The 24,404-nt window shown below is 60.5% G+C and carries 22 protein-coding genes, 1 pseudogene and 1 riboswitch; of the genes and pseudogenes, 8 read left to right on the forward strand and 15 right to left on the reverse strand.

Translation table 11 applies throughout. The annotated features are described in order from the left end of the window. Nucleotides 1-51: 51 nt before the first annotated feature. A complete protein-coding gene (locus ABIE33_RS01690; RefSeq protein ID WP_429120582.1) occupies nt 52-1,890 on the forward strand; it encodes a HAMP domain-containing methyl-accepting chemotaxis protein in 1,839 nt (612 codons plus the stop codon). Nucleotides 1,891-2,073: 183 nt separating this feature from the next. Beyond that, nucleotides 2,074-2,547, forward strand: a complete 474-nt coding sequence (locus tag ABIE33_RS01695) for a MarR family winged helix-turn-helix transcriptional regulator (RefSeq protein WP_429120585.1) — start codon at nt 2,074-2,076, stop codon at nt 2,545-2,547. A gap of 90 nt (nt 2,548-2,637) precedes the next feature. On the opposite strand, the gene ABIE33_RS01700 is transcribed toward ABIE33_RS01695, so the two are convergent. The 9 genes and pseudogenes from ABIE33_RS01700 to ABIE33_RS01740 all read right to left on the reverse strand — a co-directional run bounded on the left by ABIE33_RS01700 (nt 2,638) and on the right by ABIE33_RS01740 (nt 14,847). Beyond that, nucleotides 2,638-4,845: an esterase-like activity of phytase family protein gene (locus ABIE33_RS01700; protein WP_429120588.1), complete on the reverse strand. Its 2,208-nt coding sequence runs from the start codon at nt 4,843-4,845 to the stop codon at nt 2,638-2,640. 84 nt (nt 4,846-4,929) lie between these two features. Continuing rightward, nucleotides 4,930-5,100: pseudogene (locus tag ABIE33_RS01705) on the reverse strand (EamA family transporter); the annotation flags it as partial. A gap of 259 nt (nt 5,101-5,359) precedes the next feature. Beyond that, nucleotides 5,360-5,614: riboswitch (FMN riboswitch) on the reverse strand. A 121-nt stretch (nt 5,615-5,735) separates the two neighbouring features. Then, nucleotides 5,736-6,011 carry a DNA-binding protein HupB gene (hupB, locus tag ABIE33_RS01710; RefSeq protein ID WP_034803616.1) on the reverse strand — a complete coding sequence of 92 codons (276 nt, stop codon included), beginning with the start codon at nt 6,009-6,011 and terminating at the stop codon, nt 5,736-5,738. 222 nt (nt 6,012-6,233) lie between these two features. Then, nucleotides 6,234-8,654, reverse strand: a complete 2,421-nt coding sequence (gene lon / locus ABIE33_RS01715; RefSeq protein ID WP_429120591.1) for an endopeptidase La — start codon at nt 8,652-8,654, stop codon at nt 6,234-6,236. A gap of 378 nt (nt 8,655-9,032) precedes the next feature. Next, a complete protein-coding gene (gene clpX / locus ABIE33_RS01720; RefSeq protein ID WP_025426570.1) occupies nt 9,033-10,310 on the reverse strand; it encodes an ATP-dependent Clp protease ATP-binding subunit ClpX in 1,278 nt (425 codons plus the stop codon). Between the two features lie 293 nt (nt 10,311-10,603). Further along, on the reverse strand, nt 10,604-11,236 hold the full coding sequence (clpP, locus tag ABIE33_RS01725; protein WP_025426569.1) for an ATP-dependent Clp endopeptidase proteolytic subunit ClpP: 633 nt from the start codon (nt 11,234-11,236) through the stop codon (nt 10,604-10,606). Nucleotides 11,237-11,525: 289 nt separating this feature from the next. Then, a complete protein-coding gene (locus tag ABIE33_RS01730; protein WP_429120593.1) occupies nt 11,526-13,085 on the reverse strand; it encodes a phospholipase D family protein in 1,560 nt (519 codons plus the stop codon). Nucleotides 13,086-13,107: 22 nt separating this feature from the next. Next, nucleotides 13,108-13,965 carry an endonuclease/exonuclease/phosphatase family protein gene (locus tag ABIE33_RS01735; RefSeq protein WP_429120596.1) on the reverse strand — a complete coding sequence of 286 codons (858 nt, stop codon included), beginning with the start codon at nt 13,963-13,965 and terminating at the stop codon, nt 13,108-13,110. Between the two features lie 234 nt (nt 13,966-14,199). Next, on the reverse strand, nt 14,200-14,847 hold the full coding sequence (locus ABIE33_RS01740) for a VOC family protein (protein WP_429120598.1): 648 nt from the start codon (nt 14,845-14,847) through the stop codon (nt 14,200-14,202). A 257-nt stretch (nt 14,848-15,104) separates the two neighbouring features. On the opposite strand from ABIE33_RS01740, the gene ABIE33_RS01745 reads away from it, so the two are divergent. Continuing rightward, a complete protein-coding gene (locus ABIE33_RS01745; protein WP_429120601.1) occupies nt 15,105-16,352 on the forward strand; it encodes a cytochrome P450 in 1,248 nt (415 codons plus the stop codon). Nucleotides 16,353-16,447: 95 nt separating this feature from the next. On the opposite strand, the gene ABIE33_RS01750 is transcribed toward ABIE33_RS01745, so the two are convergent. Then, a complete protein-coding gene (locus ABIE33_RS01750) occupies nt 16,448-17,266 on the reverse strand; it encodes an SDR family NAD(P)-dependent oxidoreductase (RefSeq protein ID WP_429120604.1) in 819 nt (272 codons plus the stop codon). Between the two features lie 126 nt (nt 17,267-17,392). Between ABIE33_RS01750 and ABIE33_RS01755 the strand changes: the two genes are divergently transcribed. Next, a complete protein-coding gene (locus ABIE33_RS01755) occupies nt 17,393-17,881 on the forward strand; it encodes a MarR family winged helix-turn-helix transcriptional regulator (protein WP_429120607.1) in 489 nt (162 codons plus the stop codon). A gap of 10 nt (nt 17,882-17,891) precedes the next feature. Here the strand turns inward: ABIE33_RS01755 and ABIE33_RS01760 are convergent, their stop codons facing one another. The 3 genes from ABIE33_RS01760 to ABIE33_RS01770 form a co-directional block, all read right to left on the reverse strand. After that, the gene (locus tag ABIE33_RS01760) at nt 17,892-18,236 is read right to left on the reverse strand and encodes a cupin domain-containing protein (RefSeq protein ID WP_429120609.1); all 345 of its coding nucleotides are present in this window, start codon (nt 18,234-18,236) and stop codon (nt 17,892-17,894) included. A 55-nt stretch (nt 18,237-18,291) separates the two neighbouring features. Next, nucleotides 18,292-19,575: an O-acetylhomoserine aminocarboxypropyltransferase gene (locus ABIE33_RS01765; protein WP_429120612.1), complete on the reverse strand. Its 1,284-nt coding sequence runs from the start codon at nt 19,573-19,575 to the stop codon at nt 18,292-18,294. Nucleotides 19,576-19,791: 216 nt separating this feature from the next. After that, nucleotides 19,792-20,220, reverse strand: coding sequence for a CoA-binding protein (locus ABIE33_RS01770; protein ID WP_429120615.1), 429 nt, complete (start codon nt 20,218-20,220; stop codon nt 19,792-19,794). A 199-nt stretch (nt 20,221-20,419) separates the two neighbouring features. Here ABIE33_RS01770 and ABIE33_RS01775 point away from each other — a divergent pair, with 199 nt between their 5' ends. Beyond that, on the forward strand, nt 20,420-21,256 hold the full coding sequence (locus tag ABIE33_RS01775; protein WP_429120618.1) for an EamA family transporter: 837 nt from the start codon (nt 20,420-20,422) through the stop codon (nt 21,254-21,256). A gap of 3 nt (nt 21,257-21,259) precedes the next feature. Here the strand turns inward: ABIE33_RS01775 and ABIE33_RS01780 are convergent, their stop codons facing one another. Continuing rightward, a complete protein-coding gene (locus tag ABIE33_RS01780; RefSeq protein ID WP_429120621.1) occupies nt 21,260-22,081 on the reverse strand; it encodes an enoyl-CoA hydratase in 822 nt (273 codons plus the stop codon). A gap of 171 nt (nt 22,082-22,252) precedes the next feature. Between ABIE33_RS01780 and ABIE33_RS01785 the strand changes: the two genes are divergently transcribed. The 3 genes from ABIE33_RS01785 (at nt 22,253) to rpsI (ending at nt 23,841) form a co-directional block, all read left to right on the forward strand. Continuing rightward, nucleotides 22,253-22,684: a PaaI family thioesterase gene (locus ABIE33_RS01785; protein WP_429120624.1), complete on the forward strand. Its 432-nt coding sequence runs from the start codon at nt 22,253-22,255 to the stop codon at nt 22,682-22,684. 225 nt (nt 22,685-22,909) lie between these two features. Then, a complete protein-coding gene (gene rplM / locus ABIE33_RS01790) occupies nt 22,910-23,374 on the forward strand; it encodes a 50S ribosomal protein L13 (RefSeq protein WP_025426557.1) in 465 nt (154 codons plus the stop codon). Continuing rightward, nucleotides 23,374-23,841 (forward strand): 30S ribosomal protein S9, encoded by a 468-nt coding sequence (rpsI, locus tag ABIE33_RS01795; protein ID WP_025426556.1) that lies wholly within the window; start codon nt 23,374-23,376, stop codon nt 23,839-23,841. Before rplM ends, rpsI begins: the two co-directional genes overlap by 1 nt. A gap of 54 nt (nt 23,842-23,895) precedes the next feature. Here the strand turns inward: rpsI and ABIE33_RS01800 are convergent, their stop codons facing one another. Beyond that, entirely contained in the window at nt 23,896-24,369 is a 474-nt protein-coding gene (locus ABIE33_RS01800) for an Lrp/AsnC family transcriptional regulator (RefSeq protein WP_429120629.1), read from the reverse strand. Nucleotides 24,370-24,404 lie beyond the last annotated feature (35 nt).

Here is a 24,404-nt window from a genome sequence, read left to right on the forward strand (position 1 = left end):
CGACTTATTCATGCACAAGCTTTTACGGACGCCGTTCCTCCGGAGTTATTCATGTCGCGCCTAAAGATATCACACACCCTTATTGCCCTTTTTCTGATGGTTGGCCTCATCGTCACCGTGCTGGCGGTCGCCTCGCTTGGCGGCATCAAGATGATGAACGAGCGCAACAACGAGATCGCCACCACCTGGCTGCCGCGCGTCTCGCTCTCGCGCGCGCTTGAAACCCAGCTTTCGGACACGCGCATGTCGTTTGCCCGGCACCTGATCTCGCTGACTCCCTTCGAGAAGAAGGCGGCCGAGAAGATCATCGGCGAAACCGTGGATGGCTTCAACAAGCTTTCGGACGAATACGCAGCTCTGATGGTCACCGACGCCGACAAGGCAGCGCTCGAAAAGGTCAAGAGCGCCTACGATGCCTACCTCGCGGTTTCCGCCGGCATGGTCAAGCTCTCCAACAATCTCGAAAACATGAAGGCGCAGAGCGTGTTCAAGGTCGAGATGCGCGAGACGGAACACCAGGTCGATCAGGCAATCAAGGAAATGCGCGCGCTCAATCTGGCCGGCGCCGATGCTGCCGTTGCTGCCAGTTCCACCACGCACGACCAGATCCGTATGATCGAGATGGCTGTCATCGCCGTTGCGGCCCTCGTCGTGCTCGGCGCAATCCTCTACGCAATCCGCGGTATCGCCCGCCCGATCCAGATCATCACCCGCTCGATGGCAGGTCTCGCAAATGGCGATACCGTCACCGCCATTCCCTATGGCGTGCGCAAGGACGAGATCGGCGAGATGGCCCGCGCCGTCGAGGTCTTCCGCCAGGCCGCAATCTCCAATCTGCAGCTCGAGGAAGATGCCAAGGTACAGCGTTCGCAGGCAGAGGCCGAACGTCGGCGCGTCACCGAAGACGCCGAATCCGCCGCACAGATCCGCCTGCAGGAAGCGACAGCCGGCCTTGCAACCGGTCTTCGCCGACTGGCTGCCGGCGACCTTGCTTTCCAGCTCAACGAGCCTTTCGCACCGGACTTCGAACAGCTGCGTCACGACCTCAACCAGGCCGTTGCCCAGCTGGCCGATACGCTGGCAGCCGTCTCCTCCAGCTCGGGCAGCATCGACAGCGGCGCACGAGAAGTCAGCCAGAGCGCCGACGATCTGTCGCGCCGCACCGAACAGCAGGCGGCGTCGCTGGAAGAAACTGCTGCAGCCCTCGACCAGATCACGGTCAATGTCGGCAGCTCGTCCAAGCGCACCAACGAGGCGCGCGCCATTGCCGGCCAGGCAAACGAAAGTGCCCACAAGTCCGGCGCCATCGTCTCCGGCGCGATCGACGCCATGGGCCGCATCGAGCATTCGTCGAGCCAGATCTCCAACATCATCGGCGTTATCGACGAAATTGCCTTCCAGACCAACCTGCTGGCGTTGAACGCCGGCGTGGAAGCCGCTCGCGCCGGCGACGCCGGCAAGGGCTTTGCCGTCGTTGCTCAGGAAGTGCGCGAACTCGCACAGCGTTCGGCCAATGCCGCCAAGGAGATCAAGGACCTGATCCGCAACTCGGCGGTCGAGGTGCAGAGCGGCGTCAAGCTCGTGCGCGAAACCGGCGAGGCACTGCGCACGATCGAAGGCTTCATCGTGACGATCAACCAGCACATGGATGCGATCGCGGTTTCGGCGCAGGAGCAGTCCGCCGGACTTTCCGAGGTCAATACCGCCGTCAACCAGATGGACCAGGTGACCCAGCAGAACGCCGCCATGGTCGAAGAGGCGAATGCCGCAAGCGCGACACTCGCACAGGAGGCCGGTCGTCTGCGCGAGCTTATCGCCCGCTTCACACTGGCCGAGGCGTCGGGCTACGGCTACGCGCCTCCCGCTGGCTCGTCGCGCTGGGCAGCATAGTCCGAATGGGTGAAATTCTTTGAGCTAGAAGTGAAACGGCCTCCGGAAAAGGGGGCCGTTTCTTTCTTGCCGAGGTACTTCCCGTGGAATTGCAGAGGTTTTAGTCGACAAATGTAGCAATTGTAACTATCAATAATGTTGCTGCCATTTGACATGGCACCTCACAATTTTCCAATGATGATCATGAAGAAGACATTCGAAGTTTCCGACAGGCTGTTTGAGCTTTACCACCGCGTTCACCGGCTGGTGAACGAGTCGATGACGGAGGAAGGCGTTTCGCTGGCGCGGAGCAAGTTCCTGTTCTTCCTGAGCAAGCTCGGCCCCTGCCGCTCGACGGATATCGCCTGCGCGCTGAACTTCGCGCCGCGCACGGTCACCGAAGCCATCGATGGCCTCGAGCGCGACCGTCTCGTCATACGCAAGCCGGACCCCGAGGACCGCCGCGCCAAGATCGTCTCGATCACCGACACCGGCCGCGTCATTCTGGAAGCGGCAGAACACCCGCGCAAGCAGCTGATCGAGGAAATCTTCTCGGCGCTCGACGACAAGGAGCTCGATCAGCTCTTCGACATCGTCGGCAAGCTCGTGGACAAGACCGACGAAATCCGCAAGCGCAAGGATGAGGCGGAGGCCGCCCAGATAGCGGTCGCCCGCTAGACGCTTCTTTCCGCCATTAAAGATAGCCGAAACAGAAAGAGGCCGGGACGTCATGTCCCGGCCTCTTCCGTTTTTCTCCTGGCCTGACGCTTACATCGCGTCGATGGCTCCGATGGAGAAGAACAGCGATTCGCCGGAGGAATCGTCGACACCGTCATTGTCGGTGACGACATAGCCATTGCCAGCGGCATCGACGGTAAAGCCTTCGACCTTGTCGACGACGTAACCGTTCAGGGTCTTCAGATCGGGAATGAGGTCACGAACCTCTTCCTTCTTGACGACGGGAAGCTCGCCGCCGAGGGCTGCCGGCTTCAGATCGGCAAGCGCGACACGGTAGAGTTTCTTCAGCTTGGCTGCCTGGCCGATCAGATTGTCGCGTTCGATGATATAGGCATAGTCGCCGTGGACGGAGATTTCCGACAGGCCGACCCAGCCGCCGTCCGCCTTTTCGAGCGGATAGCGGACTGCACCCCATTCCTCGCTCGACGGCTTGTAGGAGACGAGCTTGACGAAGCCCTTCTCGTCATCCTTCCATTCGCGTTGAACGGCCATCCAGAGAACCTGATCTTCGCCTTCGCCGACGACCGTCACACCCTCGAAGCCGAACCGGCTCTCGCCCGCACGCAGTGCTTCAGGCAGGGCGATCTCCTTCTTGATCTCGCCCTTCTTGTTCACGTGCAGCAGCGCGTGGGCATAGAGCTTGTCGGAGTTGCCTTCCGAAGCGAGCCAGAAGCCCCCTTCCCCGTCATTGGCGATGCCTTCGATGTCGAGCTTCTGTGCCGGAGCGCCATCACGGGTAATGCGAAGCGTTTCGGTGATCAGCGCCGGCTTCTGTGTCGCGTCGATGGTGAAGATGGTCGGCTGCGATGCATAGACCGAATCGTTGACGGCGCGCAGGAAGCCCGGCTTGTCGGCAACGGCTGCGAGCCCCGAAAGCGCTCCGAAGCCCACCGGCAGACCATCCTTGTCGGCCGAGCGGATCTGCGGATAGGCAGCTTCGCCTTCGCCGCGCTCGTAGATCATCACATGCGAGCGCGCACCGCCGTCTTCGCCGAGATCAACCTCATTGGCAGTCGCAAGCAGATTGCGGGACGGGATCGCGACGGCACCTTCCGGCGAGATGCCTGATGGCAGCAGTTGCTTCAGTTCCGGCTCGGCGCCGGTGTCCTTGTAGACGCCGACGATCGAAGCGCGTTCGGACAGTACGAAGAACAGATTGTCTTCGCCGAACTTGGCAGCCTCAAGGCCTTCCGGCTCGACGCCCTTGGCCGACGAACGCTTTTCAGGATAGTGGCCGATCGAAGCGATTGCGTGCTCGAAGCTCGCGCCCGATTCGAACAGGACCTTGCCGGTCGTGTCGAAGATGGTGAACCCGCGCGAACCGCCCTCATAGTCGCCTTCGTTGGCAACGATGATACGGCTGTCGTCCAGCCACTTGACCGCGTCAGGCTCGCGCTTGCGACCCTGCTGTTCGTCCTTGAAGGCGATCGCACCGTCACGCTTGGCGTCGATGTTCTTGAGGTCGACTGCGCCAGCGGAGAAATGCGTCTTTACCGTCGCCGACTTGCCGTCGATGATGACGATGTGGTTGTTTTCCTGCAGCGTCAGCGCAATCTCGTCCTTGCCGTTGAAGGAAACGAATTCCGGCTCCGGATCGTCGCCTGCAACTTCGGCAAGACCCGTCAGGGTCACGTGCTTGATCGTCGCGCAATCGGCAACGCCGTCCTTCAGAGACAGGATCACCAGGTCGCCGGCAGGCATCTGCGGGATCTTGCCGTCATTTACCTCTTCATCGCGCTCGTTTTCGATGGCAATCGCAGCAAGGGTCCGGTCCTTGTTGACTGCAACGGAGTCCGGCTGGCCGCCGAGGTCACAGGTTGCCTCAACCTTCTTCGAGGCAACGTCGACGGTGGCGAGGAAGCCGGAAGGCTTGACGAAGCTTTCGCGCGTATTGACGGCTACCAGGGCCTTGGTACCGGAAACGGTCACCGACGTCGGCTCGCCGTCGAACGAAACGATGCCGGCCGCCTTCGGCGTCTTGGCGTCGGTGATATCGATGAGACCGATGCGCTTGCCCGGGCTATCGGAATAGATCAGCGTGTTGCCGTCTTCGGTCGCGGTGATGATTTCCGCGGAAGTCGCGTCCTTGCGGGCATCGCCCTCCGGCAGATTGTCGGCAACGGCGAAGGACGCAATGCGATTGAACACCGGTTCGGCGGCTGCCGGAAAAGCAACGGACGCAAGAAGTATGGCGGCAAGCGCCGTTCTGCATGATGAAATGGTCATGAAATCCCCCATGTCGAATATTCAAAACAAGGGGGTTCTGCGGGATGGCGATGACAGGCGCATGACAATGCCGCGCCTTTGTTGTGCAGCGTTGCCTTACGCGGTGGCGCGCTCGCGTTTCATCTCGTTGCGCATGATGAAAAGCGAGGCGCCGAGGATCAGGACCGCCCCCAGCCAGAGATAGCCGCTCGGCGCATAACCGAAGACGAGCCAGCCGGCGAGAACGTTGAGCGGCAGCTTGAGATCGTCGAAAGGCTGCACGTAAAGACGAGTGCAAATGCATATTGCCAGAAGGCGGTCGAGGTGGCGGAAAAGCCGAGCTGCATCGTCATCCATTGCGTGACGATATTCAGGAGAGCAAAGGCGACGCCGGCCAGTATCATCCAGGCGGCCCCGGCCATGGCACGGGAGGTGAAAAGTGGTTGGGTCGTCTCACTCATGTCCTTCATCCGCAAACGGGGACCAACACAAATCAGGACGCATGAGCGCGGGATGCGACGACGGACAGCCTGTCCTTCGCACCCCCGATCATTCTCTTTCATCCGGACTGTGACCGTCGGCCCCGGAGTTGCACCGGATCTGCTAACCTTCCGACGCAACAACGTCTGAAGTGCTCGCGGGCTTGGGCCTACTGCATGATTCCTTAAATCGAATCCGATTTAAGGAGAAGATCATGCAGCAGCTTTCAAGTGTCACGGCGTCCTTTGCGCGTCATATTTGACGCGCGGCGCCGTGAGCCCTTACCGCCGGTGGGGACTTTCACCCCGCCCTGAGAACAGGCTGAGCCGTAGACCAAAGGCAGGGCGGCTGCAAGGGCAGCCGAAAAGCAAAAGGGTCCGGCGTGAGCCGAACCCTTCAAGACTTGGACTGCCGGCCTCGTGTCCGGCCGTCAAGCAAACTTATCAGCCGTTAACGGCATCCTTCAGGCCCTTGCCGGCCGTGAACTTCGGAACGTTACGTGCCGGGATGTCAACTTCAGCGCCCGTGGACGGGTTGCGGCCCTTGGAGGCTTCGCGACGCGAAACGGAGAAGTTGCCGAAACCGACGAGGCGAATGTCGCCACCGTTCTTCAGTTCAGCCTGGATGGTCTCGAAAACTGCATCAACTGCGGAAGATGCGTCGGTCTTGGAAAGTCCGGCCTTCTCAGCAACGGCAGACACGAGCTCATTTTTGTTCATGTTTCCACCCCTTTCAAAATGGTTCGAAACGACTGTGTTTTTAAGCCGCGGCGGCTTGCGCATCGCCCGCGTCTTGCCATTCCCAATTGCGCCTAATCCCTTGGAATGCAAGGCTTGCGGCATGCTTTTACAACAAAAAAGACCGGCCAGAGGCCGGTCTTCCTTGTTTTTCTGCGAAATGGGCCTGACGGGAGCACAATTGCACCCGCCCTGTCCTGTCAATCAGTGGGCGATGGAAGCACCCGCTTCGTCTTGCGAATCAACCGCGGCGACGGTTGCCGGCTCGTTTGCCGGGTCCCATTCGATCGGCTCCGGCAAGCGGACCAACGCATGCTGCAGCACTTCGCCCATCCGCGAAACCGGGATGATCTCCAGCACGTTCTTCACGTTGTCCGGGATCTCGGCGAGATCCTTGGCGTTCTCCTCGGGGATCAACACCTTCTTGATGCCACCGCGCACAGCCGCCAGCAGTTTTTCCTTCAGACCGCCGATCGGCAGTACGCGGCCGCGAAGGGTGATCTCACCCGTCATCGCGACATCCTTCGAGATCGGAATACCGGTCATCACCGAGACGATCGCCGTTGCCATGGCAACACCGGCCGAGGGGCCGTCCTTGGGCGTCGCGCCTTCCGGCAAGTGGACGTGGATGTCGCGCTTGTCGAACAGCGGCGGCTCGATGCCGAAGTCGATCGCCCGCGAGCGGACATAGGATGCCGCTGCCGAAATCGATTCCTTCATCACGTCGCGCAGGTTGCCTGTGACGGTCATGCGGCCCTTGCCGGGCATCATGACGCCTTCGATCGTCAGCAGTTCGCCGCCGACCTCGGTCCAGGCAAGACCTGTGACCACACCGACCTGATCGTCGCGTTCGGCTTCGCCGTGACGATAGCGCGGTACGCCCAGGTAATCCGGGATGTTCTCCGCGGTAACTGCCACTGCCTTGGCCTTGCCCTTGATGATCTCAGTCACCGCCTTGCGGGCGAGCTTCATCAGTTCGCGCTCGAAGTTACGAACGCCGGCTTCACGCGTGTAGGTCTGGATGATCGCCATCAGCGCACCGTCGGTGACCGAAAACTCCTTCGGCTGCAGCGCGTGATCGCGGATTGCCTTCGGCAGCAGGTGCCGCTTGGCGATTTCCAGCTTTTCCTCTTCGGTGTAACCGGCAATGCGGATCACTTCCATGCGGTCCATCAGCGGCGCCGGAATGTTCAGCGTGTTCGCCGTGGTGATGAACATCACGTTGGACAGATCGTATTCGACTTCCAGGTAGTGATCCATGAAGGTCGAGTTCTGTTCCGGATCCAGCACCTCCAGCAGAGCCGAGGACGGGTCGCCGCGGAAGTCCTGGCCCATCTTGTCGATCTCGTCGAACAGGAAGAGCGGGTTGGACTTCTTCGCCTTCTTCATCGACTGGACGACCTTGCCGGGCATCGAGCCAATGTAGGTGCGGCGGTGACCGCGGATTTCGGCTTCGTCGCGAACGCCACCCAGCGCCATGCGCACGTATTCGCGGCCGGTCGCCTTGGCGATCGATTTGGCAAGCGAGGTCTTGCCGACGCCCGGAGGGCCGACGAGGCACAGGATCGGGCCCTTGATCTTGGTCGAGCGCGCCTGGACGGCGAGATACTCGACGATGCGCTCCTTGACCTTGTCGAGGCCGAAGTGATCGACGTTGAGCACTTCCTCGGCATGGTTCAGGTCGGTCTTGATCTTGGACTTCTTGCCCCACGGCATGCCGAGCAGCCAATCCAGATAGTTGCGCACGACGGTTGCTTCCGCCGACATCGGGCTCATCTGGCGCAGCTTCTTCAGCTCAGCGTCAGCCTTTTCGCGCGCTTCCTTGGAAAGCTTGGTCTTGGCGATACGCTCTTCGATTTCGGCCATCTCGTCGCGGCCGTCTTCGCCGTCGCCGAGTTCCTTCTGGATCGCCTTCATCTGTTCGTTGAGGTAGTACTCGCGCTGGGTCTTCTCCATCTGGCGCTTGACGCGCGAGCGGATGCGCTTTTCCACCTGCAGGACGGAGATCTCACCTTCCATGAAGCCGAGCGCCTTCTCCAGGCGCATCTTCACGCTGGTGGTTTCCAGCATTTCCTGCTTTTCAACGATCTTGATCGACAGATGCGAAGCGACGGTGTCGGCAAGCTTCGAATAATCTTCGATCTGGCTCGCGACGCCGACAACTTCCGGAGAAATCTTCTTGTTGAGCTTCACGTAGCTTTCGAATTCGGAGACGACCGAGCGGCTGAGCGCCTCGATCTCGACCGGATCTTCTTCCGGCTCGTCGAGCCCCTGTGCGGTCGCTTCGTAGAATTCTTCGCGTGGGGTGTAGCTGTCGATCTTGGCGCGCGTGCGCCCTTCGACCAGCACCTTGACGGTGCCATCGGGCAGCTTCAGCAGTTGCAGGACATTGGCAATCGTACCCACCTGATAGATCGCAGAGGCTTCCGGATCGTCGTCCGTCGCGTTGATCTGGGTGGCAAGCATGATCTGCTTGTCGGTCCCCATGACTTCCTCAAGCGCACGGATGGATTTTTCACGGCCGACAAAGAGCGGCACGATCATGTGCGGGAAGACTACAATGTCGCGAAGCGGCAAGACCGGATAGGTCGCGCTTTCAGTCGCCGGAGACGTTTTGCTCGTCATGTCATTTCCTTTCCGTCCCGATTTCGGGCCCGTTCCCGGGAGCCACAGCGGCACTCCCGGCTGTCATATTTTCCACATGAAAGTGGAGTGCTAGAGAGTCCTTTTCAAGGCTCGACGCGACATCCACCATCAATGGCCGGGTCCTTCTGACTACGCTTTATTGCTGTTGCGTACCTTGCGACGGAAAACGAGGCTTCAAGGGTATGCAACGGCCAAGGCCCTTTACTGAATCGTCACATCATTGCGTTGTTAAGACACTTTAGCAACAACCGAATTGTTAAATCGTCCCCCGCGCAAGCCATCTCAACAACTAAGTGTAAGGTCATGAAAAAGCCCGCGCGAGGCGGGCTTTTGCAGATCTGATCTGTGGGCCTGCGATCAGGCCGAAACGTTCGCCTTCTCTTCCGAACGCTCGGAATAGATGTAGAGCGGCCGCGCGGCACCCTTCACCACCTCGTCGGAGATCACGACTTCGCGAACACCTTCAAGCGTCGGCAGCTCGAACATCGTGTCGAGCAGGATCTTTTCCATGATCGAGCGGAGACCACGGGCGCCGGTCTTGCGCACGATGGCGCGACGGGCGATCTCGCGCAGCGCGTCCTCGTGGAAGGTCAACTCGACGTCTTCCATCTCGAACAGGCGCTGATACTGCTTGATCAGAGCGTTCTTCGGCTCGGACAGGATCTGGATCAGCGCGTCCTCATCGAGGTCTTCGAGCGTCGCCAGAACCGGCAGACGGCCGATGAATTCCGGGATGAGACCGAACTTGACCAGATCTTCCGGCTCGAGTTCGCGCAGAACCTCGCCGACGCGACGATCTTCCGGCGAGCGAACCGTTGCGCCGAAACCGATCGACGTCTTCTCGCCACGAGCGGAGATGATCTTGTCGAGGCCGGCGAAGGCGCCGCCGCAGATGAAGAGGATGTTGGTGGTATCCACCTGCAGGAACTCCTGCTGCGGATGCTTACGGCCACCCTGAGGCGGCACCGAAGCAACAGTGCCTTCCATGATCTTCAGGAGCGCCTGCTGCACGCCCTCACCCGAAACGTCACGGGTGATCGACGGGTTGTCGGACTTGCGCGAGATCTTGTCTACTTCGTCGATATAAACGATGCCGCGCTGGGCGCGCTCGACATTGTAGTCGGCGGCCTGGAGCAGCTTCAGGATGATGTTTTCGACGTCTTCACCGACGTAGCCAGCTTCCGTCAGGGTCGTCGCATCAGCCATCGTGAAGGGCACATCGATGATGCGCGCAAGCGTCTGCGCGAGATAGGTCTTGCCGCAACCGGTCGGGCCGACGAGCATGATGTTCGACTTCGCCAGTTCCACATCGCTGCCCTTGGCCGCGTGGGCCAGTCGCTTGTAGTGGTTGTGCACGGCGACCGAAAGAATGCGCTTCGCCTGCTGCTGGCCGATGACGTATTCGTCGAGGACCTTGATGATTTCCTGGGGGGTCGGAACGCCATCGCGGGACTTGACCATCGAGGTCTTGTTCTCTTCGCGAATGATGTCCATGCAGAGCTCGACGCATTCATCGCAGATGAAAACCGTCGGTCCGGCAATCAGCTTGCGGACTTCGTGCTGGCTCTTGCCGCAAAACGAACAATAAAGCGTATTCTTCGAGTCACCGCCGTTGCTACCGCTGACCTTGCTCATTTCCATTTCCTTCCAGCACGCCGGACATCTTCGGAAAGATATCACGGACCACTCAATTCGCCCCGCGCAAAGACCTGCGCCGCATTAAGAGGGCTTCCGGGAGTACCCACCGTATCAGGGCATTTTGCCCAAGATTCGGCCGCAACGACTCTCCCACCTAACTCTGAACCCTATGTCTTCACAGCTCAACATAACATTAAGGGGTCATCTTAGCGGCTTTACCCCCTCGATAAAGCCCTTTCACCATTACAATTGTGTCACAATTGCATCTATCGTGACACAAAAGCGCGTTATCACGCCTGCTCTGCAGCCTCGATCGCTTCGCGCGACGTGATGACCTTATCGATCAGGCCCCAGTCGAGCGCTTCGTCGGAACTCATGAAATGGTCGCGATCAAGCGTCTGTTCAACCTCTTCGTAGGTCCGGCCGCAATGCTTGACGTAAACCTCGTTCAGACGACGCTTCATCTTGAGGATGTCCTTGGCGTGACGCTCGATATCAGAGGCCTGGCCCTGGAAGCCGCCGGACGGCTGGTGCACCATGATGCGCGAATTCGGGGTGGCGAAACGCATGTCCTTGTGGCCGGCAGCCAGCAGGAGCGAACCCATCGAAGCGGCCTGACCGATGCACAGCGTCGAAACCGCCGGCTTGATGAATTGCATGGTGTCGTAGATCGCCATGCCGGCGGTAACGACGCCACCCGGCGAGTTGATGTAGAGAGCGATTTCCTTCTTCGGGTTTTCCGCCTCGAGGAAAAGAAGCTGGGCGCAGACAAGCGTTGCCATCTGATCTTCGACCGGACCGGTCAGGAAGATGATGCGCTCTTTCAGAAGGCGCGAAAAGATATCGTAGGAACGTTCGCCGCGGTTGGTCTGCTCCACAACCATCGGCACCAGCGCCATGGCGGTATCAACTGGATTTCTCATATCGAACCTTCATCAATCTGGCCCGCAATACCTTTGCGAACCGGGAATCACAGGATTAGCCTTCTGCCCCTACATAGAGTGTCAACACCCTTCACTTCAAGTCGCCAACCTCCGATAACCTTAATCGGCGGCGCCCTTCCAGCCTAAGAACAGCGGTCCTCCACACGTGATTGCTGATAGAACATTTTTTCGCCGCCGCCTGTGTTAACGCCCCGGCTTTTGCGCTTTCCGCACAGCATTCGCCACCGCTGAGTAAACGGACGGTAAACGGCGCGCGCCACCACTGACGTCAAAGCTGCGATTCGATCGGCAGGATACGGATGATCCCGGCGATGACGCGCCTCAGCAAGCTCGCATCGGGCTCGCGCCGCAGCCGCCGCTCCGCCCCGTTTGTTCGGTCGCGCCAGACGAGCCGCACACCTTCAAGGCTCAGCCGATAACTGACGGACGGCGCGGTTTCCTCCTCGAACATCGTGGCGAGCTCGCCGGCAAGTGCTGCATCCGCAAAGACGACGCCCATTTCGGTGTTCAACGATGCCGATCGTGGGTCGAAGTTCATCGACCCGACGAAGCCGTTCAGGCCATCGACGACAAAAGCCTTACTGTGCAGGCTCGCATTGCGCCGGCCAAACAGCGACATGCGATGGCTCTCGGCAGTATCGCCCTGCTCTTTCAGTTCGAAAAGTTCGACACCGGCGCGAACGAGGTTTCGACGGTACTTCACATAGCCACCGTGAACAGCCGCGACGTCGGTCGCAGCCAGTGAATTGGTCAGCACGGCCACCCTGGCACCCTTCTTCACCAGGGCTGTCAGTTCGCGCGTCCCGGCCGTGCCGGGAATGAAGTAGGGCGAAATAATGCGGAGATCGTTCTTTGCCGCCTGGATCAGGGGAAAGAGTTCGCGCAGCAGCCAGTTCTGACGTTTCTGCATCAGCGCCTTTTCGGGCGGATCGGCTTCAAGGCGGACGTCGTCGATCCAATGCAGCGTTCGCGAGCCGCTGTAGAACGTCTCTTCCCGCACCGCCTCGGTCACCCGCTCCAGATAGAAACGGGCGGCAGGCGTGCGCGCATGGGCATCAAGTGCATCCCTCAGCGCCGGCAGGTATTGTTTGCGAGGCGTGCGCAGCTTGGCGATCGGCAGCACGGACGTGCTGTTCCAATAACGATCGAACATTGCCGTCGCCTGATCGACCACCGGCCCGATCATCCAGACATCGAGGTCACGAAAGTTTGAAAGCTCCGCCGCGTCGAAATAGGCATCACCGATATTGCGTCCACCGGCGATGGCCAGGCGCGCATCGGAAACCCACAGCTTGTTGTGCATGCGGCGCGTGGCGCTGAAAGCGCGTATGGCCATCTCGAAACCGCGGCGGATACGATCGGTGCGGGCGCGGCTTGGATTAAAGAGCCTGACCTCAATGTTCGCATGAGCATCGAGGGCGATGCACATCCGGTCGTGGATGCCGGCATTGATATCATCGAGCAGCAAGCGCACGTGGACGCCGCGATCCGCTGCCGCCAGAATTTCGCGTGTGAGCAAGAGACCGGTCAGGTCATCCTTCCAGTAGTAGTATTGCAGGTCGAGGCTGCGGCCGGCCCTGCGGGCCGCATGCGCCCTGACGACGAAGGCTTCGATGTTGTCGGAGACCAACGATATGCCGTTCTTTCCGGAGCGGGTGCGAAGCAGAGGGCCGACGGCCCGATCGAGTTCGGTATCGGCGTCGGCGACAGGGAGTGCGGCAGACGGGTCGCCGTGGGGACGCCGACCGAAACGGCCATAGACATAGAAAATCGCTGCGCCGAACGCGCCGCCGATGGCGACAACGGCAACAATGACAAAGGACAACATCGCCTGCCCGCCAGAAAGTGTCTCAGGCCAATCCGGCCCGGCTCACTTCGATCCGTTCGTTGTTATGGTCTTCCCGCTTGCCGACCTTCAGATCGATCGATGCCTTGACCGGCAAATGATCGGAAGCGATGCGGGCCAGGGGAGAATCGTGCACGGCGACCGACGTCACCAGACTGTGTGGATTTCCGAGAACGCGATCGAGCGGCAACAGCGGAAAGCGTGAGGGAAAGCTCGCGACGGTCGCATGCGACGGGTCGAAGACAGGGCTGAGGAAGGACAGAGAAGACCGTTTGCCCATGCGCCACTCGTTGAGATCGCCGATCAAAAGCGTCGGTCGCCCGCCCGCGTCGGACGCAGCCTCGATGATCGCCTCTGCCTGCTGGGCGCGCGAGTGGCGAAGCAATCCGAGATGGGCGGCGATCACCCGCAACGGCCCCATCTTGAGGTCCAGATCGACAACCAGCGCGCCGCGCGGCTCGACCCCCGGCAGCTTCAACTGCTTCACATCGGAAACCGCGCCTTCGCGCAGCAGCAGCACATTGCCGTGCCAGCCATGTCCTTTGGTGGAAAAGCCTGAGATCGGGACGGATACGAGATGCGCCTCGCGCCGCAGATGTTCGAGGTCGAGGAGCCCTGCCCGCTCGCCGAACCGCTGGTCGGCTTCCTGAAGCGCAACGATATCGGCGCCGAGTTCGCCGATCACCTGAGCCGTGCGGCCCGGATCGAAGCGGCCGTCGGTGCCGACGCATTTGTGGATGTTGTAGGAAGCGATGACGATATCACCGCGGCTGACCGCCGCCTCCCGGCTGACGACTGTGGGCCGTCGCTTGCGGATTGCCGCCACGATGCCCGCCGATAGACTGGTCTGGTTTTTTGCCATGCCGCTCCCTGCTTGCTGCCGCATCATGCGCAAATAGGTCGCCGGACGCCACTGGAAAAGGTTCCAGACGAAAACTTGTTCCGTTCGAAATGGCGGCACCGGCGTTTTTCGAACTGCCCCGCAGAGCATCGGCACCACTCTATCCACAAGCCAACGGTAGATTTTTTCGCGCTTTTTTTGGCTGGAGAACGACGGCGAGCGGTGGCGCCGTTCGCCGTCGGACAAATCCGACCGTCAATCCGCCGGTCCAGCAAACAGGATCAGATTGCCGTCGGGATCAAGGACAATGAAGTTCCGCGCACCCCAAGGCTCAGTCCGCAAGGTTTGGTGGAAACGGACGCCGGTTGCCTGATAATCGAGGAACAGGCGCTTGAGCTCATCCGATGTGCCGACGGTCAGCGAGGCGGAAAGCAGATGCTCCCGCTCCCTGATGTCGCCGACGAATACGGGTTCGCAGACCTGGCGCAGTGAAAGCAGCGCATTCTCGCGTTTCACCTGGCCGTAGAAGGGCGGGTCGCCGTAGACGAAGTCGATGGCAAACCCGAGTTTGTCAGTGAAGAAGTCGCAAGACGCCTTGATATCGGCGACGAACAATTGTGCCGAAGTCGATTGCAGAACAAGGCGCGGTGCTGATTGTTTTGCTTGCATGGTCATTGTCAGGGCTCCTGATTTGAGCGCCTGCCAGCCGTCAAACCCCATCTGGCGTGCAACCAGTTCCTGGGCGTCGGCGAGCTTGAAGTCTGCCTTCAATATCTCCCGGTCATCCAGGTCGCGAAAGCGCGGCAAGGCAGACCTGATCTCGGCAGCGACCGGAAAATATCCTTCGCGATGCCATCTCAGATACTGTTTGGCCTGCTTCTTGAGGTTTTCGAGGTTCGGCATGGGCGCAACTAAGGTCTATCTACTGTAGGTGGGCGTTGCCCTTTCGACCTTGCACCGATGCGCCCTACGCAGCTTCGGAACATTGACTCGCAGTGAGCCATCTTGTCAACGCGCCGACACGGCAAGCCAAGGAGCCGTCGCAACAACTGCTTGGTCGCACTGTTGATCGGCCAGGGCTCTGCAACGTGTGCTCTTGCGGGCCGAACCCGGTCGCCCTTAGAAATAGCGGTCGTACCCGCTTTGCAAAGAGCCAGACCATGCCGCCCAAGCCCGCCATCACCATCGACAGCGCCAAACGGCGCGTTTCGATCGACGTGCACAACCCGGATTTTTACCGTTCGCCAATGTCGGCCTACGCGGAAATTCACGCCCACTGCCCGGCATTTTACTGGAGCGAGCGCGAGCAATGGTATTTCGCAGGCTACGACCAGGTGAACGCGCTGCTGCGCGACCGGCGTTTTGGCCGACAGATCCTGCACGTGGCGACACGCGAAGAACTCGGCATGCCGGCCTCAAAACCGCATCTGACGGATTTTGACGCGCTGGAGGAGCATTCGCTGCTCGAGCTCGAACCACCGGCCCACACCAGGCTTCGAACCCTTGTCAACCGCGCCTTCGTCTCCAGGCAGATCGAGCAGTTGCGGCCGGACATCGAGCGGCTGTCGCACGCGATAATCGACGGTTTCGAACAGGACGGCGAAGTCGAGCTGCTGAAGACCTATGCCGAAACGATCCCGGTGACGATCATCGCCCGCATGCTCGGCATTCCCGCCGAAGCCGCGCCAAACCTTCTCGATTGGTCGCATCGCATGGTGCGAATGTACGTCTTCAATCCAAGCCACGAGACTGAACTCGATGCCAACCAGGCATCCGCCGACTTCGCCGACTACCTCAAGACCATCATCGCCGAGAAGCGTTGCAAGCCGGCCGACGATCTGCTGACACATATGATCACGTCCGAAAAGGACGGGGAGCGATTGTCCGAGGCCGAGCTGGTCTCCACGGCCGCCCTGCTTCTCAACGCCGGCCACGAGGCGACCGTCCATCAGATCGGCAACGCGGTCAGAACGATCCTGCAGTCAGGCCACGCGCCTGCAGATCTGTTCGCAACCGAGGCGACGACCGAACTTGCGATCGAGGAGTGCCTCCGATTTGCGGCACCGCTGCACATCTTTCAGCGTTACGCGTTGTCGGATATCGAACTCGGCGAAGGGATCGCGCTTCGCAAGGGCGACAAGATCGGTTTGCTGCTTGGCGCCGCCAATGTCGATCCGCGCAAGTTCAGCGACCCTTACCGCTTCAAGCCTACGCGCGACGAGGGCGTCAACGTCTCGTTCGGCGCGGGCCTGCACTTCTGCATCGGAGCGCCGCTCGCCCGGCTCGAACTCAAGCTGTCGCTGCCGATCCTGTTTCAGCGCCTGCCCGGTATACGACTGAAACACCAGCCGCAGGTGAAGGACAGTTTCCATTTCCATGGCCTGGAGCGGTTGGAACTCGTTTGGTGACAGCACGCCCCGCCCGGTTTGCGCAACGCAAAACGGCTTCGACGCGACCGCCGAAGCCGTTTGAAACCAGTCACAGAAGCGAAATTGCTTGAACGTCAGACGGCGGCCGCCGCCCGTTCGACACCGTAGCGGGCCGCCGGCCTGTCATGCGAAAGGTTGGGCGCCAGCACCAGACGCGCCTTGGTGAAGGCGTGCCAGTCGGCAGCATCGGGTAGCGATGGAATGGTGACCAGTTCGCCCTGGTCGAAACCGGCAAGCGCTGCGTCGACAAGATCGGCGACGTCCATCACCATCGAAGGGTCGAGCCGGTCGATCGAGCCGCCGGCCCGATCGAAGATTTCGGTGCGGGTCAGGCCGGGCAGCACCGCCTGGACCTTCACGCCCTTGCCGGAAGCTTCCGCTTCGATCGAGTGCGTCAGGTTGAGCACGAACGCCTTGGTGGCGTTGTAGGTGCCGTTGAACTGCGCGGGCACCAGCGCCACGACGGAGGCGATGTTGATGATCGCTCCCTTGCCGCGCGCCGCAAATGTCTGTGCCGCCGCGATCGCCAGCCGGTTCACGGCGACAACGTTCAGCTCGATCATGGCTTCGGCATAGTCCAGGTCATCGGTGAGCAGCGGTCCCTTCGGGCCGATCCCAGCATTGTTGACAAGGAGTTCAATCGCCGCGTCTTCGCGCAGCTGTTTCTCGACGACCCTTACGTCATCCCGTAACGTCAAGTCCGCCTTGAGCACATCGACCGCAACGCCATATTGCGCCGACAGCTTGGCGGCGAGGTCGGAAAGACGCTTTTCGTCGCGCGCCACCAGAACGAGGTCATGGCCGCGTTGGGCCAAGCGGTCCGCATAGGTCGCGCCGATGCCCGAAGAAGCGCCCGTCACCAGCGCCTTACCCTTTTTCTCCACTGCACTCATTGTCGGTTTCCTTGTTCTGATTCAATTTAGTGGTATATGCCACTAAATATACGGCAAACTGGACGCTACGCAAGAGTGGCGCTACCAAAGCCGAAAACGGGTGCCGCAGCCCGCGCGGAGGAAGCTATGGACGACGACGCACCCAAGGGTATCTGGGATTTTTGCACCAACAGCGCACTGAAGCGCGCCTCGCGGCAATTGGGTCAGCTCTATGAGGATGTGCTCGCACCGAGCGGATTGCGCGGCACGCAATATTCGCTGCTCAGCCAGATCGCCCACAGCAAGAATGCGTCGCTGCGCACGCTTGCGGATCTGTTGGTGATGGATCTATCGGCGCTTGGCCACACGCTGAAGCCGCTTATCCGCGACGGTTACGTCGAACTCGTGCCCGACGCGTCGGACCGGCGGGTGAAGCGCGTTCAATTGACGCCGCTCGGCGTGAAGAAACAGCGGGAAACGACGGATCTTTGGCGCAAGGCGCAGGCGCGCTTCGAAAATGCCCTCGGCAAACAGGAAGCCGAAGCACTGCAGTTGGCGCTGAACGGCATCTCGGAAACGTCGTTTGCCGAAGCGTTTGCACGGGCGTCGGACAGCACTGAGCCGGTCACAGACTGACAGCGGCAGATCAGAGGCGGATGACGTAATCCTTGCGGGTCGTCTCCACGACCTCCCACGTTCCTTTGAATCCGGGCCTGATGATCATGCTGTCGCCGGCGCGCAGATGTACCGCTACGCCGCCGTCCTCGGTCACGACCGAGTAGCCGGACAGGATATGGAAGTATTCCCATTCGTCATAGGCGATGCGCCACTTGCCGGGCGTGGATTCCCAGACGCCGGCATAAAGCCCACCATCGGCCTCCTCGACGTTCCAGGTGCGGAACCGGGGCGTGCCGGAAATCAGCCGATCAGCCGCAGGCTCGCCGACTTCGGGCCCGACCGCCGCCAGGTCGAATTTCTGCATCTTCACCATCAGGCACCACTCCATAAGGGGACGGGAGATCCGTCCCCTCTTTTTCATCTCAGTATCAGATCTTTGCCAGCGACTGCTCGAGATCGCCGATGATGTCGGAAACGTCTTCGATACCGACAGACAGGCGCACGACATCGGGGCCTGCCCCGGCCGCAACCTGCTGCTCCGGCGTCAACTGACGATGGGTAGTCGAGGCCGGGTGAATGACGAGCGAACGGGTATCACCGATATTGGCGAGGTGAGAGAACATCTCGAGCCCCTCGACGAAACGCTTTCCTGCCTCGTAACCGTCCTTGAGACCGAAGGTGAAGACGGCACCGGCACCCTTCGGTGCATAGCGCTTTTGCAGTCCATTGTTCGGATCTTCCTCAAGCCCGGCATAGTTGACCCAGGACACCTTGTCGTGGCCCTTCAGCCACTTGGCAACAGCGAGCGCATTGTCGCAATGGCGCTGCATGCGCAGCGGCAGCGTCTCGACGCCGGTCAGGATCATGAAGGCGTTGAACGGCGAAATCGCCGGCCCGAAGTCGCGAAGCCCGAGAACGCGAGCAGCAATCGCAAAGGCGAAATTGCCGAAGACCTGATGCAGCACGACGCCTGCATATTCCGGGCGCGGCTCCGACAGCATCGGATACTTGCCGGACTTCGACCAGTCGAAGGTGCCGCCATCGACGATGACGCCGCCCATCGAATTGCCGTGGCCGCCGATGAACTTGGTGAGCGAATGCACGACGATATCGGCACCGTGCTCCAGCGGACGCAGCAGGTACGGTGTCGCCATCGTGTTGTCGACGATCAGCGGCAGGCCATGCTTGTGTGCGACCTCGGCAATCGCGGCGATATCGACGAAGGTGCCGCCCGGGTTGGCGAGACTTTCGATGAAGATCGCCTTGGTGCGCGCATCGATCTTCGCCTCAAAGCTCGAAGGATCGCTTGGATCCGCCCAACGAACCTGCCAATCGAAGGACTTGAAGGCATGGCCGAACTGGTTGACCGAGCCACCGTAAAGCCGGTTGGCGGCGACGAAATTGTCACCCGGGCTCATGATCGTGTGGAATACGAGAAGCTGGGCCGCATGGCCGGAAGCAACCGCCAGCGCTGCAGTACCGCCTTCCAATGCGGCGAGGCGCTCTTCCAGCACCGCCTGCGTCGGGTTCATGATGCGGGTGTAGATATTGCCGAACTGCTGGAGGCCGAAGAGCGCCGCGGCATGGTCGGTGTCGTTGAAGACGAAACTGGTCGTCTGGTAGATCGGCGTCGCCCGGGCGCCCGTCGTCGGATCTGGTTGCGCTCCGGCGTGGATTGCGAGCGTGCTGAAACCAGGATTGTCTTTCGTCATTCATCCCTCCCATGACCAGGGCGCCGCACCTCCCGTGGAGGCGCCAAGGGCACCCTATCGCTTTGATTCCAGACATCTTGCGCGTCGAAGGTCAGCTTCGATTTCGGCCTCATGCGCTGGAGCGGCGGCACTATCCCAGAGCCACCACGCGTGGTCAAAGAAAGATTTTTTCAAAACTGACGGTTGCGCGAAACATCGATGCGGCCCAATGCCGTATCAGCCGATCAGACGGGGATATTCCATCGCCGGACAGCGATCCATGACGACCTTGATGCCGGCGGCCTCCGCCTTGGCGGCGGCTGCGTCATGCCTCACCGACAGCTGGCCCCAGGTCACTTTCGGCAAGGTCGCGAGCGCCAGGATCTCGTCGACGAGTGCCGGCAGTGCATCGGCTGCGCGAAAGACGTCGACCATATCGATCGGCTCCTTGACATCTGCAAGCCTGCCCACGATGGGCTGATCGAGGATCGTTTTGCCGACATGACCCGGATTGATGGGAATGACGCGGTAGCCCTTGCGCAAAAGGAAGGCCATGACCCGATGGCTCGGCCGTTCGGCGTTCGGCGATGCGCCGACGAGGGCGATCGTCTTTGTCGAACGCAGGATGTCGGCGAGGTAATAATCCGGGTAGGCGTCGTGGTTCATGTTCTGGTCCGAACTCATCTGTTAAACGCGTGTATAGTTGGCACGCTGGCGGTGCGTGTCAATCGAGCGCCCGATCACGGCGGCGGACCGGCGGTGCCCATTCATGGGGCATCCTCCCGCCAGTTTCGGGTTGCTTTTCACGTACAGTGGCGCGACAACGCTGGCAACGGCCTGTCCCATTCTCCACCGAGGTTTCATCTTGCCCCTTGATGTCATTGCGCTCGTTCTCTTCGGGGCGCTGTTGCACGCGACCTGGAATGCCCTGGTCAAGGCGGGCTCGGAGAAATCGCTCGATGCGGCAATGATCGCACTCGGCGCGGCGGTCGTTGCCATCCCTTTCCTGCCGTTCCTGCCATTGCCGCAGCCGGAAGCCTGGCCGTTCATTCTGGTTTCGGCGCTTTTCCAGTTCGCCTATTTCCAACTGGTCGCAGCCTCCTATCGCGCTGGCGATATCGGGCTCGTCTATCCCCTGATGCGCGGCGTCGCTCCACTGATCGTCGCTTCGACCAGCAGCGTCATCATCGGTGAACAATTGACCACCGGGGCCATGGCGGGCGTGCTGACGATCAGCGTCGGCGTTTTGACGCTCGCGTTCGAATCACGAAAGGGCGGCAAACACGCGATCATCCTGGCGCTACTCAATGCCTGCGTGATCGCAGGCTATACCTTTGTCGACGGCATCGGCGCCCGGGTTTCGGGCAACGCAATCTCCTACACTTTGTGGATGGCGCTGCTTCCACCGGTGTTGCTGTTTACCTGGGCCTTTGCGCGGCGCGGCATCAAACCGGTCGCCCGCCACGTCTACAAGAACTGGTGGCGCGGCCTCATCGGTGGTGCCGGCTCCATTGGCGCCTATGGTCTGGCGCTCTGGGCGATGACGAAGGCGCCGGTCGCAAGTGTCGCGGCGCTGCGCGAGACCTCGATCCTGTTCGCCGTCGTCATCTCGGTGGTGTTTCTGAAGGAGCGCGTCAGCGTCTGGCGCATTGCCGCGGCTTGCGTGATCGCGCTTGGCGCGCTTCTCCTGAAACTGGCCTGACCGCTACTCTCTGTCCCACTCCGGCATGCGCTTGCCGAGGAAGGCGCCTATGCCGTTTTCGGCGTCACCTGCCAGCATATTTTCGACCATGACGCCGACCGCATAATCGTAAGCCTCGGGAAGGCTCATTTCCGCCTGGCGATAGAAGGCTTCCTTGCCGATCTTCAGCGCCTGCGGCGACTTCGAAGCGATGACGGCCGCATATTTGTCGACGACCTGGCGAAGATATTGCTGCGGCACGATGCGATTGACCAGGCCGAAATCCTTGGCGGTCGATGCATCGATGGTCTCGCCCGTCAGGAGCATTTCCATCGCCTGCTTGCGGTGGGATGCGCGCGACAGCGCCACCATCGGCGTCGAGCAGAACAGGCCGATATTGACGCCCGGTGTGCAGAAGGTGGAGCTGTCGGTGCAGATCGCCAGATCGCAGCTGGCAACAAGCTGGCAGCCGGCCGCCGTCGCAAGACCGTCGATCTCGGCGATGACCGCCTGGGGCAGCCGCGTGATCTTCATCATCAGGTCCGCAGCAAGGCGGATCGTCGTTTCGAAGAACGCCCTGCCCCCATCGGCATCGGCCCGATGCGCCGTCATTTCCTTGAGGTCATGGCCCGCAGAAAACAGCTTGCCGGATGCCGAGAGCACGACAACCCTGATTTCTTTGGAATGGGCAACTGCATGGAGCGCCGAGTGCAGGGCCTCCATCAACTCGATCGATAGCACGTTGGCCGGCGGATTGTTGAGCGTCAGCCGGAGGACCGGCCCCGAAAGCTCGCGCACAAGCAATCCACTCGGTTCTTCTTTCCGAAATGAAACCACGTCCGCCATGCTTTTCTCCTGCTGTCCTGTCTATCCCGGTAAATGGGCATCCGTGGTACGCCGCCGCTTCCAACCTTTCAAGTCAGTGGTAGCTGTCACGGCTTAGACCTTTTTCCGCCTTGCGGAAAAGCACATGTCGGCTTCACTAGGGCGCCAAAGCTTGCGCAAAGGAAAACCCCGATGAAAATCCAGCCCATCATGACGGTCGAGGAACTCAACCAGTTTCTCGACACGGACTTCCCCCAGGTCCACACGGACGGCAAGGTCTTCCACGTCACCGATGCCGGCCCCGGATTTGCGACGATGCGGCTCGACCCGAACGAGCGCCATATCCGGCCGGGCGGCACCGTATCGGGGCCGACGCTTTTCGCGCTGGCGGACGTTTCGGCCTATGTCGCGCTGATCGCCCATATCGGCCCGGTGGCGCTTGCCGTCACCACCAATCTCAACATCAATTTTCTGCGCAAGCCGGAGCCGCAGCCGCTCGAATGCACCTGCCGCATCCTCAAGCTCGGCAAGCGATTAGCCGTTCTCGACGCCTCGATCGCCATGGTTGGCAGCGACGATCTGGTGGCGCATGCGACAGCGACCTATTCGATTCCGCCTCGCTAAATTGAGGTATCAAAATACCACACTATTAAGGCGTTGTTTTCATTAAGCTTTATTTCCTGACCGCAAATTTCTCGTTGTTGACGCCGGTTTAGGGCTTGCGTATAAGCACCCTCAGATCGCGGTCCCTCTCGGGCCGCTTTCTTCTTTTGGCTGAATTTCGGTCAAAACCAAGCAACAAGAAACGCCCAATGGTTCGCCGTTCGGGTCCAAAGAAAGAGTTTTGTTATGGCAACCTTCGTTCAGAAGCCTGCAGAGGTGGAGAAGAAGTGGATCATCATCGATGCCGAAGGCCTCGTTGTTGGTCGCCTCGCTTCCATCATCGCGAACCGCCTGCGCGGCAAGCACAAAGCCACCTTCACGCCGCATGTTGACGATGGCGACAACGTCATCGTGATCAACGCCGAGAAGGCTGTGCTCACGGGCAAGAAGTACACCGACAAGAAGTACTACTGGCACACCGGCTACCCCGGCGGCATCAAGGAGCGCACCGCGCGCCAGATCATCGAAGGCCGCTTCCCGGAGCGCGTCATCGAGAAGGCCGTCGAGCGCATGGTTCCCCGCGGCCCGCTCGGCCGTCGCCAGATGAAGAACCTGCGCGTCTACGCAGGCACGAACCATCCGCATGAAGCACAGCAGCCGGCCGTCCTCGACGTCGCCAAGCTGAACAGCAAGAACACAAGGAGCGCCTAATGGCCGACCTTTCCGCTCTCAAGGAAATCGCCACGACTGCGGAACCGGCAGCTCCGGTTCACGTCAAGAAGGTCGACGCGCAGGGCCGCTCCTACGCGACCGGCAAGCGTAAGAACGCTGTCGCCCGCGTATGGGTCAAGCCCGGCTCGGGCAAGATCACCGTCAACGGCAAGCCGTACCTCGACTACTTCGCTCGTCCGGTTCTGCAGATGATCCTGCAGCAGCCGATCGTCGCAGCTGCCCGTGATGGCCAGTTCGACATCGACGCGACGGTCGCCGGCGGCGGTCTCTCCGGCCAGGCCGGTGCCGTTCGTCACGGCATCTCCAAGGCGCTCACCTACTTCGAACCGGGCCTGCGTCCGGTCCTGAAGAAGGGCGGCTTCCTGACCCGCGACAGCCGTGTCGTTGAACGTAAGAAGTACGGCAAGGCCAAGGCCCGCCGTTCGTTCCAGTTCTCCAAGCGTTAATCGCTGGAAGACACTGCATTTTGGAAGGCCGGGTTCGCCCGGCCTTTTTTTGTGTCAGATCGGCAGCTCGGTCGTCGACTTCAACTCGCGCAGCACGAAGCTTGAAACCACCGTGCGCACATGCGGATTGCGCATGAGATAGCGCGTCATGAACGCGTCATAGCTGTCGACGTCGTTTGCCCGGATCTTCAGCATGTAGTCGAAGGTTCCCGACAGCGCATAACACTCCATGATCTCCGGCCGATCGCGCACGACCGCCGAGAAGGCCGCGATCGCCTCGTCGTGATGATCCTCCAGCGTCACATGGGCGATGATGCACAGCTTCAGATCCAGCTTGCCCGGATCCAGCAGCGCCACCCGCTTGCGGATCACGCCGTCTGCCTCCAGCTCCTGCAGCCGGCGCCAGGCCGAGCTTTGCGACATCCCCGCCCTTTCCGCGAGCTCCGACAAGGACTGGCCGCTATCGGCCTGAATCAGCCGCAGCAGCCTGCGCAATGGTTGGGAAGTTTCCTTCAAATCTGACGACATTCTGAAATTTCCTCCCGCAACAGAGCCCTCCATCG

It is taken from the genome of Ensifer sp. 4252 (assembly GCF_050434565.1).
Taxonomy (GTDB): domain Bacteria; phylum Pseudomonadota; class Alphaproteobacteria; order Rhizobiales; family Rhizobiaceae; genus Ensifer.

Coding starts and splice junctions, on each gene's coding strand:
- ABIE33_RS01695 (WP_429120585.1), top strand. CDS start 2,074: ATGAAGAAGACATTCGAAGTTTCCGACAGGCTGTTTGAGCTTTACCAC.
- ABIE33_RS01740 (WP_429120598.1), bottom strand. CDS start 14,847: ATGCCGAACCTCGAAAACCTCAAGAAGCAGGCCAAACAGTATCTGAGA.
- ABIE33_RS01730 (WP_429120593.1), bottom strand. CDS start 13,085: ATGTTGTCCTTTGTCATTGTTGCCGTTGTCGCCATCGGCGGCGCGTTC.
- ABIE33_RS01700 (WP_429120588.1), bottom strand. CDS start 4,845: ATGGGGGATTTCATGACCATTTCATCATGCAGAACGGCGCTTGCCGCC.
- clpP (WP_025426569.1), bottom strand. CDS start 11,236: ATGAGAAATCCAGTTGATACCGCCATGGCGCTGGTGCCGATGGTTGTG.
- ABIE33_RS01770 (WP_429120615.1), bottom strand. CDS start 20,220: ATGAACCACGACGCCTACCCGGATTATTACCTCGCCGACATCCTGCGT.
- ABIE33_RS01755 (WP_429120607.1), top strand. CDS start 17,393: ATGGACGACGACGCACCCAAGGGTATCTGGGATTTTTGCACCAACAGC.
- ABIE33_RS01785 (WP_429120624.1), top strand. CDS start 22,253: ATGAAAATCCAGCCCATCATGACGGTCGAGGAACTCAACCAGTTTCTC.
- hupB (WP_034803616.1), bottom strand. CDS start 6,011: ATGAACAAAAATGAGCTCGTGTCTGCCGTTGCTGAGAAGGCCGGACTT.
- ABIE33_RS01750 (WP_429120604.1), bottom strand. CDS start 17,266: ATGAGTGCAGTGGAGAAAAAGGGTAAGGCGCTGGTGACGGGCGCTTCT.
- ABIE33_RS01745 (WP_429120601.1), top strand. CDS start 15,105: ATGCCGCCCAAGCCCGCCATCACCATCGACAGCGCCAAACGGCGCGTT.
- ABIE33_RS01780 (WP_429120621.1), bottom strand. CDS start 22,081: ATGGCGGACGTGGTTTCATTTCGGAAAGAAGAACCGAGTGGATTGCTT.
- ABIE33_RS01735 (WP_429120596.1), bottom strand. CDS start 13,965: ATGGCAAAAAACCAGACCAGTCTATCGGCGGGCATCGTGGCGGCAATC.
- ABIE33_RS01800 (WP_429120629.1), bottom strand. CDS start 24,369: ATGTCGTCAGATTTGAAGGAAACTTCCCAACCATTGCGCAGGCTGCTG.
- ABIE33_RS01760 (WP_429120609.1), bottom strand. CDS start 18,236: ATGGTGAAGATGCAGAAATTCGACCTGGCGGCGGTCGGGCCCGAAGTC.
- lon (WP_429120591.1), bottom strand. CDS start 8,654: ATGACGAGCAAAACGTCTCCGGCGACTGAAAGCGCGACCTATCCGGTC.
- clpX (WP_025426570.1), bottom strand. CDS start 10,310: ATGAGCAAGGTCAGCGGTAGCAACGGCGGTGACTCGAAGAATACGCTT.
- rplM (WP_025426557.1), top strand. CDS start 22,910: ATGGCAACCTTCGTTCAGAAGCCTGCAGAGGTGGAGAAGAAGTGGATC.
- rpsI (WP_025426556.1), top strand. CDS start 23,374: ATGGCCGACCTTTCCGCTCTCAAGGAAATCGCCACGACTGCGGAACCG.
- ABIE33_RS01765 (WP_429120612.1), bottom strand. CDS start 19,575: ATGACGAAAGACAATCCTGGTTTCAGCACGCTCGCAATCCACGCCGGA.
- ABIE33_RS01690 (WP_429120582.1), top strand. CDS start 52: ATGTCGCGCCTAAAGATATCACACACCCTTATTGCCCTTTTTCTGATG.